Annotated in this window: 10 protein-coding genes; 9 read left to right on the forward strand and 1 reads right to left on the reverse strand. The window is 71.7% G+C overall.

Going from position 1 to position 12360, the window contains the following annotated elements; genetic code table 11:
• Positions 1-12: 12 nt before the first annotated feature.
• The gene (locus ACFYMP_RS27705) at positions 13-642 is read right to left on the reverse strand and encodes a HEAT repeat domain-containing protein (RefSeq protein ID WP_388862639.1); all 630 of its coding nucleotides are present in this window, start codon (positions 640-642) and stop codon (positions 13-15) included.
• Positions 643-1169: 527 nt separating this feature from the next.
• Between ACFYMP_RS27705 and ACFYMP_RS27710 the strand changes: the two genes are divergently transcribed.
• From ACFYMP_RS27710 to pssA, 9 genes are all read left to right on the forward strand, one after another.
• The gene (locus tag ACFYMP_RS27710; RefSeq protein ID WP_388862641.1) at positions 1170-3002 is read left to right on the forward strand and encodes a 3-hydroxyacyl-CoA dehydrogenase family protein; all 1833 of its coding nucleotides are present in this window, start codon (positions 1170-1172) and stop codon (positions 3000-3002) included.
• 46 nt (positions 3003-3048) lie between these two features.
• A complete protein-coding gene (locus ACFYMP_RS27715; protein WP_388862643.1) occupies positions 3049-3885 on the forward strand; it encodes a TetR family transcriptional regulator in 837 nt (278 codons plus the stop codon).
• Between the two features lie 525 nt (positions 3886-4410).
• The gene (gene ccrA, locus ACFYMP_RS27720; RefSeq protein ID WP_388862645.1) at positions 4411-5748 is read left to right on the forward strand and encodes a crotonyl-CoA carboxylase/reductase; all 1338 of its coding nucleotides are present in this window, start codon (positions 4411-4413) and stop codon (positions 5746-5748) included.
• Positions 5749-5756: 8 nt separating this feature from the next.
• Entirely contained in the window at positions 5757-7808 is a 2052-nt protein-coding gene (locus ACFYMP_RS27725; protein WP_388862647.1) for a protein meaA, read from the forward strand.
• Complete coding sequence (locus ACFYMP_RS27730) at positions 7805-8809, forward strand: HpcH/HpaI aldolase/citrate lyase family protein (protein WP_388862649.1); 1005 nt, start codon at positions 7805-7807, stop codon at positions 8807-8809. The genes ACFYMP_RS27725 and ACFYMP_RS27730 overlap by 4 nt, the downstream gene beginning before the upstream one ends.
• 3 nt (positions 8810-8812) lie before the next feature.
• Complete coding sequence (locus ACFYMP_RS27735) at positions 8813-9325, forward strand: MaoC family dehydratase (RefSeq protein WP_388862651.1); 513 nt, start codon at positions 8813-8815, stop codon at positions 9323-9325.
• Positions 9322-10527, forward strand: coding sequence for an acyl-CoA dehydrogenase family protein (locus ACFYMP_RS27740; RefSeq protein WP_388862653.1), 1206 nt, complete (start codon positions 9322-9324; stop codon positions 10525-10527). The genes ACFYMP_RS27735 and ACFYMP_RS27740 overlap by 4 nt, the downstream gene beginning before the upstream one ends.
• 171 nt (positions 10528-10698) lie before the next feature.
• On the forward strand, positions 10699-11346 hold the full coding sequence (locus tag ACFYMP_RS27745; protein WP_388862655.1) for a phosphatidylserine decarboxylase: 648 nt from the start codon (positions 10699-10701) through the stop codon (positions 11344-11346).
• Positions 11333-12199, forward strand: a complete 867-nt coding sequence (gene pssA / locus ACFYMP_RS27750; protein ID WP_388862657.1) for a CDP-diacylglycerol--serine O-phosphatidyltransferase — start codon at positions 11333-11335, stop codon at positions 12197-12199. The genes ACFYMP_RS27745 and pssA overlap by 14 nt, the downstream gene beginning before the upstream one ends.
• Positions 12200-12360: the final 161 nt, after the last annotated feature.

Here is a 12360-nt window from a genome sequence, read left to right on the forward strand (position 1 = left end):
GGCGTGAACCGCTCAGCTCTGCGACTCCGCCCGCCGCTGCGCGGGCGCCCTGCGCCGGGGCTCCGGGATACGGGCCAGGGCCGCCGCGGCGGCCGCGCCCAGTGCGGGGTGGCGCTGCGCGGACTGGAGCACCCGGCGGGCCCGCCGGTCGCCGAGGACGCCGAGCCCGGCGACGCAGGCGAGGGCGACGGTGCGGTAGGGGTCGTTGCGCCCGAGGCGGCGTTCGAGCGTCGCGATGAGCGCGGGCACGGACTCCGGGGCGCGCAGGGCGGTCAGCAGTCTGACGGCGTGCAGGGCGTAGGCGACGCGCAGTTCGTTGGTCACGAGCGAGGCGGCGGCGCGGGCCGTGCGGGGGTCCCCGAGCGCGGCGAGGGCGCGTGCCGCGGCCTCGCAGCGCTGCGGGTCACGGTGGTTGAGGAAGAGCACCAGGGTCTCGAAGGCCCGCGGGTCCTTCGCCGTTCCGAGCCGGTAGGCGGCCAGTTCGCGTGCCCACAGCGGACGGCCGGGGGCGGTGAGGAGTTCGACCAGCTCCTCGTGGCCGGCTTTCCGGGCGAGCCGTTCGCACTCCTCGGCCGCCTGCTCCCCGTCGATGACGGCCTCACGCCGTAAGCGGTCGGTGAGCGAGCGCAACTCTTTGTTCATGGAAGCCGAGGGTAGTACCTGCCGAAGGGCGGGGTCAGCGGACCGGAGGGCCCGAACGGGAGCCGTGCGGGGCGCGGTTCGGCGGACACGGGGGCTGGCGCGCTCATTACTTGCGAGTTAAGCTCAGACGAGCGGGTATCCCCCGCGCCTCTCTTCCGCCACGGCCTGGTGACGCAGCCGTGCGGGGAGGGCTTGCCGCCCCCGGCACGGTCTCCCGACCGCCGCCGCGGGCACATCGGTTCGGCGTGCGGCTCTCGTGCCGTGCGCGCGGTGCGTGGTGCTCCGTACGCGGTACGGCTGGGCTCAGGGACAGGGCCGGGCCGGTTCCTCTCCTCGTTTCCCCGTTCCCCCTTTCCGGGTGCGCTCTCCGGGGCGGTGTACGCCCCGGCGTGTGTCCCGTGACCGGCGCACACCGGTACGGCCCACCGCGCCGATGGCGCCCTCGCGGGGCCCGTGCGCGACGCGCGCCCCCTCCCCCGCGTTCCGAACCCGTGCCAGTCGTCACCTCTCTTCTCCTGGAGTCCGCGATGGACCGTCCTTCGCCCGTGTCCCCCTCCTCCCTCTCCTCCGCGTCCCCCCGTGCGTCCACGATCGGCACGGTGGCCGTCGTCGGGCTCGGCACCATGGGCACCGGAATCGCCGAACTGCTCGTGTGCGCCGGTCACGAGGTCATCGGTGTCGACATCGACCCGGCCGCCGTCGGCCGCGCCCGCAGGGCCGTCGAGGAGGCGACCGCACGGGCCGTGCGGCGCGGCCGGACGAGCGAGCGGGAACGCACCGCGGCCCTGTCCCGGCTGCGCACCTTCACCGAGATCGGCGCCGCCGCCGACGCCGATCTCGTCATCGAGGTGACCACGGAGTCGTACGCGGTCAAGCAGGAGGTCTTCCGCGCGCTGGACGCCGTCGTGCGGCCGGAGACCATCCTCGCGACGGGCACCAACGCGCTGTCGGTGACCCGGCTGGCCAGCGAGTCGGCGCACCCGGAGCGGGTCCTCGGTCTGCACTTCTTCCATCCGGCGCCCGCGATGGGGCTCGTGGAGGTCGTGTCCTCGGTGCTGACCTCGCCGGCTGCGGTCGGCGCGGCCACGGATCTGGCGACCGGCCTCGGCAAGGAACCGGTGGCGGTCGGCGACCGGCCCGGTTTCGTCGCGGACGGGCTGCTGTTCGGCTACCTGAACCAGGCGGCGGCGATGTACGAGTCGCGGTACGCCTCGCGGGAGGACATCGACGCGGCGATGCGGCTGGGCTGCGGTCTGCCGATGGGCCCGCTCGCCCTGCTGGACCTGATCGGCGTGGACACCGCGCACACCGTGCTGGAGGCGATGTACGCCTCCTCCCAGGACCGCCTGCACGCTCCGGCGCCGATTCTCGGCCAGCTCACCGAGGCGGGCCTGACGGGACGCAAGGCGGGGCGCGGCTTCTACAGCTACGCGGCGCCCGGCTCGGCGCGGACGGTTCCCGACGCGCTGACGCCCCCGCCCGGCCCGGGGCTCGGCACGGAGCCGCGGGTGCGTACGGTCGGGGTGGCCGGCTCGGGCACGATGGCCTCGGGGATCGCGGAGGTGTTCGCGCGGTCGGGTTTCGAGGTGGTGCTCGCGGCCAGGACCACCGGGAAGGCCGAGGCGGCCGTGGAGCGGATCGCCGCCTCGCTGGAGCGCGCGGTGCGGCGCGGGCGGATGACGGCCGGGGAACGGGAGGGCACGCTCGCGCGCCTGAGCCCGGCCGGCTCCTACGAGGGCTTCGCCGCGGTCGATCTGGCCGTCGAGGCGGTGGCCGAGGATCTGGAGGTCAAGCGCGAGCTGTTCGCGACCCTGGACAAGGTGTGCCGGCCGGGGGCGGTGCTCGCGACGACGACCTCGTCGCTGCCGGTGATCGCGCTGGCCCGGGTCACCCGGCGGCCGGAGTCGGTCGTGGGGATGCACTTCTTCAACCCGGCGCCCGCGATGAAGCTCGTGGAGGTGGTGCGCACGGTGCTCACCGCGGACGCGGCGCACGCCGCGGTCCGGTCGGTGTGCGGCGCGCTCGGCAAGCATCCGGTGGACTGCGGCGACCGCGCCGGGTTCATCGTGAACGCGCTGCTCTTCCCGTACCTGAACAACGCGGTCAAGATGGTGCAGGAGCACTACGCCTCGCCGGACGAGATCGACCTGGCGATGCGGCTGGGCGGGGGCTACCCGATGGGGCCCTTCGAACTCCTCGACACCGTGGGCCTGGACGTCTCCCTGGCGATCGAGCGGGTGTTGCACCGGGCCTTCCGCGACCCGGGGCTCGCGCCCGCCCCGCTGCTGGAACATCTGGTCGCGGCGGGCTGCCTGGGCCGCAAGAGCGGACGGGGCTTCCGTGAGCACGCGCGGCGCTGAGACGACCGGGGCACGCGGGGGCGGGTCCATGCAGTACGTTCGGGGCATGTCCGAGCCCGCCACGCCCCCGCGCACCCCCTCCGCCCGCTCCCGGTCGTCGAGCAGCCAGGCGGGGAGCGCCCCGGAATCCACGGCGGGCAGCCGTGCGGCGGCGCAGCGGCTCAAGATCCGCAGGGAGCTGGCGGCCGCGGCGATGGAGCTGTTCGCCACCAACGGGTACGAGGCGACGACGGTCGACGAGATCGCCGCGACCGCCGGGGTGGCGCGGCGGACCTTCTTCCGGCACTTCCGCTCCAAGGAAGAGGCCATCTTCCCCGACCACGACGACACCCTGGTGCGGGCCGAGGCGGTGCTGAACGCGGCCCCGCCGCACGAGCACCCGCTCGACACGGTGTGCCGGGGCATCAAAGAGGTCATGAAGATGTACGCCGCCTCGCCCGCGGTCTCGGTGGAGCGGTACCGCCTCACCCGCGAGGTGCCGACCCTGCGGGAGCGCGAGATCGCCTCGGTGGCCCGGTACGAACGGCTGTTCACGCGGTACCTGCTGGGGCACTTCGACGAGCACGACCAGAGCGGGAACGACGATCCGCTGCTCGCCGAGGTCGCCGCCTCGGCCGTGGTGACGGCCCACAACCACGTGCTGCGGCGCTGGTTGCGGGCGGGCGGCGAGGGTGACGTGATGGCGCAGCTCGACCGGGCCTTCGCGATCGTCCGCGCGACCTTCGGGGCCGGTTTCGGGGTCGGGACCGGCGAGCCGGCCGGCGGGGCCGTCCGCACCTCGGCCGAGACGCGGGGCGAAGTACTGGTGACGGTGGCGCGGACGGACGCGCCGCTGGACGAGGTGATGCGGACCATCCAGCAGGCGCTGGACGCGCGCCGCTGACGCGGGCGCGGCCCGCGGCGCACGTCCCGGGGAGGCCCCAGAGCCCCCCGGCGCACGGAGAGTGACCGACCACCGGAACGGGGTCGGTCACTCTCCGTTCTGGTTTCCGGTCCCGGCGGGTAGCCGTCGGCGGCGCGCCGGATGTGGCGACGCACCTTACGCCGCCACCGGTCACGAACGATCGATCATCGCTCATCTGAGCAGGTTCTTTGCCCAATTGAGATGTGCGTTTGACACCCGGTGCCTTGTCGCTTGGCACGCAGTGCCATACGTTGAAGTGGTCCGGGCGGCCGGTCCGGGGAACACCTCCCCACCGCCGGCTGTCCCCACGGGGCCCGAGCCCCGTGCGCCCGGACGCCTGCGTCACAGGCACTTCTTCGCGCACACCCGCGCTCTCGTGCACCCGCACCACGCACCACCACCGCCGAACCGACGGCACACCTCCACAGCACTACCAAAGCCTTCCTCCCGCGGGAGCCGGTCCGGCTCCCGCGGGCAGGAGACCCACCCGCCGGAGGCACCACCGTGAAGGACATCCTGGACGCGATCCAGTCGCCGGAGGCCACAGCCGACGACTTCGCCGCTCTGCCGCTCCCCGAGGCGTACCGCGCCGTGACCGTCCACAAGGACGAGACCGAGATGTTCGCGGGGCTCGACACCCGCGACAAGGACCCGCGCGACTCCCTGCACCTCGACGAGGTCCCGGTCCCCGAACTGGGCCCGGGGGAAGCCCTGGTGGCCGTCATGGCCTCTTCGGTGAACTACAACTCCGTGTGGACCTCGATCTTCGAGCCGCTGTCCACCTTCGGCTTCCTGGAGCGGTACGGCAGGGTCAGCGAGCTGACCAGGCGCCACGACCTGCCGTACCACGTGATCGGCTCCGACCTCGCGGGCGTCGTCCTGCGCACCGGCCCCGGGGTCAACGCCTGGCGTCCGGGCGACGAGGTGGTCGCCCACTGCCTCTCCGTCGAACTGGAGTCCGCGGACGGCCACAACGACACCATGCTCGACCCCGAGCAGCGCATCTGGGGCTTCGAGACCAACTTCGGCGGCCTGGCCGAGATCGCGCTCGTGAAGTCGAACCAGCTCATGCCCAAGCCCCAGCACCTGACCTGGGAGGAGGCCGCCTCGCCCGGACTGGTCAACTCCACCGCCTACCGCCAGCTCGTCTCGCGCAACGGGGCCGGCATGAAGCAGGGCGACAACGTCCTGATCTGGGGCGCCAGCGGCGGACTGGGCTCCTACGCCACGCAGTTCGCGCTCGCCGGGGGCGCCACCCCGATCTGTGTCGTCTCCAGCCCGCGGAAGGCCGAGATCTGCCGCCGCATGGGCGCCGAGGCGGTCATCGACCGCACCGCGGAGGGGTACCGCTTCTGGAAGGACGAGCGCACCCAGGACCCCCGGGAGTGGAAGCGCTTCGGCAAGCGCATCCGGGAGCTGACCGGGGGCGAGGACGTCGACATCGTCTTCGAGCACCCCGGGCGCGAGACCTTCGGCGCGAGCGTCTACGTCACCCGCAAGGGCGGCACCATCGTCACCTGCGCCTCCACCTCCGGCTTCACCCACGAGTACGACAACCGCTACCTGTGGATGTCGCTCAAGAGGATCGTCGGCTCGCACTTCGCCAACTACCGCGAGGCGTGGGAGGCCAACCGCCTCATCGCCAAGGGCAGGATCCACCCCACCCTCTCGAAGGTCTACCCGCTGGCACAGACCGGGCAGGCCGCGCACGACGTGCACCGCAACCGGCACCAGGGGAAGGTCGGCGTCCTCGCGCTCGCGCCCGAGGAGGGGCTCGGCGTCCGGGACCACGAACTGCGCTCCCGCCACCTCGACTCCATCAACCTCTTCCGGAACGTCTGAGGTGCCCGATGAGTGAACGCGCGAAGGACCGCCCGTGGCTCATGCGCACCTACGCGGGCCACTCGACGGCGGAGGCGTCCAACGAGCTGTACCGCCGCAACCTCGCCAAGGGGCAGACGGGGCTCTCGGTCGCCTTCGACCTGCCGACCCAGACCGGCTACGACCCCGACCACGTCCTGGCGCGCGGCGAGGTCGGGCGGGTGGGGGTGCCGGTGTCCCATCTCGGGGACATGCGGCGCTTGTTCGAGGGCATCCCGCTGGAGCGGATGAACACCTCGATGACCATCAACGCGACCGCGATGTGGCTGCTGGCGCTCTATCAGGTGGTGGCCGAGGAACAGGGCGCCGACCTCGCCGCCCTGACGGGCACGACGCAGAACGACATCGTGAAGGAGTACCTCTCGCGCGGGACGCACGTGTTCCCGCCGGGCCCCTCGATGCGGCTGACGACCGACATGATCGCCTACACGGTCGCGCACCTGCCGAAGTGGAACCCGATCAACATCTGCAGCTACCACCTCCAGGAGGCCGGGGCCACCCCGGTCCAGGAGATCGCCTACGCGATGAGCACGGCCCTCGCCGTCCTCGACGCGGTGCGCGACGCGGGACAGGTGCCGCCCGAGCGGTTCGGGGCGGTCGTGGGCCGGATCTCGTTCTTCGTGAACGCCGGGGTCCGGTTCGTCGAGGAGATGTGCAAGATGCGCGCCTTCACCCGCATCTGGGACCGCGTCACCCGGGAGCGCTACGGCGTCACCGACGAGCGGCAGCGCCGGTTCCGCTACGGGGTCCAGGTCAACTCGCTGGGCCTGACCGAGGCGCAGCCGGAGAACAACGTGCAGCGGATCGTGCTGGAGATGCTCGCGGTGACGCTCTCCAAGGACGCCCGCGCCCGCGCGGTGCAGCTTCCCGCGTGGAACGAGGCGCTGGGCCTGCCCCGGCCCTGGGACCAGCAGTGGTCGCTGCGCATCCAGCAGGTCCTGGCCCACGAGTCGGACCTGCTGGAGTACGGGGACCTGTTCGCCGGCTCGCACGTCGTGGAGGCCGAGACGGTGAAGCTCGCCGACGCGGCGGAGGCTGAGATGGCCCGGATCGAGGACGTGGGCGGGCTGCTCGCCGCGGTGGAGTCCGGCTATCTCAAGGCGCAGCTCGTGGCCTCGCACGCCGAACGGCGGTCCAGGATCGAGTCCGGCGAGGACAAGGTGGTCGGCGTCAACTGCCACACCGAGGCCGAGCCGAGCCCGCTCACCGCCGACCTGGACACGGCCGTGTTCAGCGTGGACCCCGGTATCGAGGACGAGGCGGTGCGGGCCCTGGGGCGCTGGCGCGCCTCACGCGAGGAGTCCACCGACCGGCAGGGCCTGGCCGATCCCTACCTGTACCCGGGCGTGCGCCAGGTGCTGGACGAGCTGAAGGAGGCGGCCCGCACGGACGCGAACCTGATGGACGCCACCCTGGAGTGCGTGCGCGCCGGGGTGACCACCGGCGAGTGGGCCGACGCCCTGCGCGAGGTCTTCGGCGAGTACCGCGCCCCGACGGGGGTGGGCGGCGCTCCCGTCGCGGTGAGCGTCGAGGAGGGCTCGGACCTGGCCGAGGTACGCCGCAGGGTCGCCCTGACCGCCGAGGAGCTGGGCCGGGGGCGGCTGAGGCTGCTGGTGGGCAAACCGGGGCTCGACGGCCACTCCAACGGCGCGGAGCAGATCGCGGTGCGCGCCAGGGACGCCGGCTTCGAAGTCGTCTACCAGGGCATCCGGCTGACCCCCGAGCAGATCGTCGACGCGGCCCTGGCCGAGGACGTGGACTGCGTGGGGCTGTCGATCCTGTCCGGCTCGCACGCCCAGCTCGTCCCCGACGTGCTGGAGCGGCTGCGCCGGGCGGGCGCCGCCGAACTGCCCGTCGTCGTCGGCGGCATCATCCCGGGCAAGGACGCCGCGCTGCTGCGGCGGGCCGGGGTGGCCGCCGTCTTCACCCCCAAGGACTTCGGTATCACGGAGATCATCGGCCGTATCGTCGACGAGATCCGCTCCGCGCACACGCTCGACCCCCTGGAGGTTCCCGCATGACCGACACCACCGCCGTGAGCGGCGCCACCCCGGGCGCCACGTCCCCCGTGAACCGGCTGCGCCCGCGCCGTTCCTGTCTCGCCGTCCCCGGCAGCAACCCGCGGTTCCTGGAGAAGGCCCAGGGCCTCCCGGCCGATCAGGTCTTCCTCGACCTGGAGGACGCGTGCGCGCCGCTCGCGAAGCCGGAGGCACGGCACACGATCGTCAAGTTCCTCAACGAGGGCGACTGGAGCGGGAAGACCCGGGTGGTACGGGTCAACGACTGGACGACCGAGTGGACCTACCGGGACGTCGTGACCGTCGTCGAGGGCGCGGGCCACAACCTGGACTGCCTGATGCTGCCCAAGGTGCAGGACGCGCGGCAGATCGTCGCCCTGGACATGCTGCTGACGCAGATCGAGAAGACGATGGGCCTGGAGGTCGGCCGGATCGGCATCGAGGCGCAGATCGAGAACGCCAGGGGCCTGGTCAACGTCGAGGAGATCGCGGCCGCCTCCGCGCGTACCGAGACCATCGTCTTCGGGCCCGCCGACTTCATGGCCTCGATCAACATGCGCACCCTCGTCGTCGGGGAGCAGCCGCCCGGTTACGGGGCGGACGCCTACCACTACATCCTCATGAAGATCCTGATGGCGGCGCGTACGCACGATCTGCAGGCGATCGACGGGCCCTACCTCCAGATCCGGGACGTGGACGCGTTCCGCGAGGTCGCCGGGCGCTCCGCGGCCCTGGGCTTCGACGGCAAGTGGGTGCTGCACCCGGGCCAGGTCGAGGCGGCCAACGAGGTGTACTCCCCCTCGCAGGAGGACTACGACCACGCGGAGATGATCCTCGACGCCTACGCGTACTGCACGTCGGAGGCCGGCGGGAAGAAGGGCTCGGCGATGCTGGGCGACGAGATGATCGACGAGGCGAGCCGCAAGATGGCCCTGGTCGTGGCGGGCAAGGGGCGGGCGGCCGGTCTGCGGCGCACGACCTCCTTCGAGATCCCGGAGGACTGAGCGATGCAGTTCGGCCGCACGTTCGAGGAGTTCGAGGTGGGCGCGGTCTACCGGCACTGGCCGGGCAAGACCGTCACGGAGTACGACGACCACCTGTTCTGCCTGCTGACGATGAACCACCACCCCTTGCACATGGACAGCAACTACGCGGAGTCGACGACCGACTTCGGCCGGAACGTGGTGGTGGGCAATTACGTGTACTCCCTGCTGCTGGGCATGTCGGTGCCGGACGTCTCGGGCAAGGCGATCGCCAACCTGGAGGTCGAGTCGCTGCGGCACGTGGCGCCGACCTTCCACGGCGACACGCTGTACGGCCAGACGGAGGTGCTCGGCAAGCGGCCCTCGCGGTCCAGGAGCGACCGGGGGGTCGTGCACGTCGAGACCAAGGGCCACAACCAGGACGGCACGCTGGTGTGCGTCTTCCGCCGCAAGGTCATGGTGCCGACCGCCGAGTACGTCGACCGGCGGGGCGGGGAGCAGCCCGGCCGCCCGAGCCTGAGGGAGGACCAGTCATGAGCCGGCTCGCGCACACGCACGGCCTGACGGAGGTGCAGGAGGAGATCCTGTCGACGGTGCGGGACTTCGTCGACAAGGAGATCCTGCCGGTCGCCACGGAGCTGGAGCACCGGGACGAGTACCCGCAGGCCATCGTCGACGGGCTGCGGGAGCTGGGCCTGTTCGGGCTGACGATCCCCGAGGAGTACGGCGGACTCGGGGAGTCGCTGCTCACCTACGCGCTGTGCGTGGAGGAGATCGCCCGGGGCTGGATGTCGGTGTCCGGCATCGTGAACACGCACTTCATCGTGGCGTACCTGCTCCAGCGGCACGGCACGCCGGAGCAGAGGGAGCACTTCCTGCCCCGGATGGCGCTGGGCGAGGTGCGCGGCGCGTTCTCCATGTCCGAGCCGGGCCTCGGTTCGGACGTGTCGGCCATCACGTCGAAGGGTGTGCGGGACGGCGAGGAGTACGTGCTCAACGGCCGCAAGATGTGGCTGACCAACGGGGGGACCTCCTCGCTCGTGGCGGTGCTGTGCCGCACCGACGAGGGGCTGCCCGAGGGCACCGCGCCGCACCGCTCGATGACGACCTTCCTGGTGGAGAAGGAGCCCGGGTTCGGCGAGGTCCGGCCCGGTCTGACCATCCCGGGGAAGATCGAGAAGATGGGCTACAAGGGCGTCGACACGACCGAGCTGCTCATGGACGACCTACGCATTCCGGCCAATTGTGTACTCGGCGGGAGCAGCGGCCGAGGGTTTTACCAAATGATGGACGGCGTGGAGGTGGGGCGGGTGAACGTGGCCGCCCGGGGCTGCGGAGTGGCCCGGCGCGCCTTTGAGCTGGGGATCGGCTACGCGCAGCAGCGCCACACCTTCGGCAAGCCCATCGCGCAGCACCAGGCGGTGCAGTTCAAGTTGGCCGAGATGGCGACCAAGGTCGAGGCCGCCCATGCGATGATGGTAAACGCAGCACGCAAAAAGGACTCCGGGGAGCGAAACGACCTGGAGGCGGGGATGGCCAAGTACCTCGCGTCCGAGTACTGCAAGGAAGTCGTCGAGGATGCGTTCCGTATCCATGGGGGGTACGGGTTCTCGAAGGAGTACGAGATCGAGCGTCTGTACCGCGAGGCGCCCATGCTGCTGATCGGTGAAGGTACCGCCGAGATCCAGAAAATGATCATCGGCCGGAGGTTGCTGGAGGAGTACCGGGTCCAGGGTTGACATATCGCGTATGGGGCGTTTTCTCCGAGAAGAAGATCACACTCCGTAGGTGTAGTTCGGCCTCCGACTCGCTTCCTGGCTTGCTCAGTTGCGGGCCGCAACCGATACCATCCCGGGAAAGCCGCCGTCCCCCGTTACCCGCGCGGCATTCATCCGCTACGAAGGTCATCCATGCCCGACAGCCAAAACTCCGCGCCTCGCGCCCGGGTCCGCCTGGCGCGCGGAGCATCGCCGTGGCTCCTGCCGACCGTCGCCACCGCAGCCGTCAGCCTCGTCCGCTCCCGCCGCTCCGGGCGCGCCGCGGCGCTGGCCGTGCCCACCACCGCGCTCGCGGCGGGCATGCTGTGGTTCTTCCGCGATCCCGAGCGTGAGATCACGCAGGGCCGGGTCGTCTCCCCGGCCGACGGTGTGGTGCAGAGCATCATGCCGTGGAAGGACGGACGTACCCGCGTCGCGATCTTCATGAGCCCGCTCAACGTCCACGTGAACCGCGCTCCGCTGGCGGGGACGGTGACGTCGGTGGAGCACATCCCCGGCGGCTACGTCCCGGCTTTCAACAAGGAGAGCGAGAACAACGAGCGGGTCGTGTGGCACTTCGACACCGAGCTGGGCGACATCGAGATGATCCAGATCGCCGGGGCCGTGGCGCGTCGCATCGTGCCCTACGTGCCGAGCGGTACGAAGGTGGAGCAGGGCGAGCGCATCGGCCTGATCCGCTTCGGCTCGCGTGTGGACCTCTACCTCCCCGAAGGCGTGGAGGCCGACGTCGAGGTCGGTCAGCCGACCGTGGCAGGGGTGACTCGCATTGACCGTGATTGATCCCGAGACACAGGCCGGCTGGGTGCCGGAGGCCGAGCCGCTGACGGCCGAGGGCGACGAGGCGGCGGAGCTGCCCCTCTCGATGCGGCTGTCGATAGCGGACACCCTCACACTCGGTAACGCCACGTGCGGGTTCATGGCGGTGTACTTCACCACCACCGGCATCCTGATCCCGCACCTCACCGGCAGCGACGAGTCGGGCATGGCCCGCCACTCGGCGGCCACCGCCGTGATCCTCATGCTGTGCGCGGCGGTCTTCGACCTGTTCGACGGTCTGGTCGCGCGCAAGCTGCGCAGCTCCCCGATGGGGGCCGAGCTGGACAACCTCTCGGACCTCATCAGCTTCGGCCTGGCGCCCGCCTACTTCGTGCTCGTCTACGGCCTGGTCGCCGACGACGCGCATCAGCGGGTCGCCGCGGTGGGGGCGATCGTGGTGCTGCTCGCGGTCGTGCTGCGGCTGGCCAGATTCTCCTGCGTGACGCTGCGCGACGGGGTGTTCCAGGGGATGCCGAGCCCGTTCGGGGCGCTGACGGTCGTCTCGGTCGTCCTGCTGGAGCTGCCGTTCGTGGCGACGGTGCTGGCCATCGTCGGCACCGCCTGGCTGATGGTGAGCCGGGTCGAGTACCCGAAGCCGCGTGGTCCGCTGGCGGTCGCGATGCTGAGCTGGATCGTCGCCGCGATGGGCCTGCTGGCCGCGTGGGCCTTCGACGCCCCCGGCGGTCAGCTGCTGCTCCAGACCGGCTGTGCGCTCCAGCTCGTGCTGGCCGCCGTGATCCCGCTGTTCGCCACGTTCCGCCGGGTGAACACCTTCCGGGGCAACCGCCGGGAGGCGCGCGCGGCGCAGCTTCCGTAGCGCTGCCGGGCAGATATACGGGTGTGGGCCCCCGCCCCCGGGGCCCCCGGCGGGGGGGCCCCCCCCGGCGGGGGGCCCCGGGGGGGCGCCCGCGCGGGGGGCCCGGGGGGGCCCCGCGGCCCCGGGGGGGGCCCGCCCCGCCCGCGCCCCGCCCCACCCCC

Origin of the sequence: Streptomyces sp. NPDC007088, from assembly GCF_042869355.1 — a bacterium.
Lineage (GTDB): Bacteria > Actinomycetota > Actinomycetes > Streptomycetales > Streptomycetaceae > Streptomyces.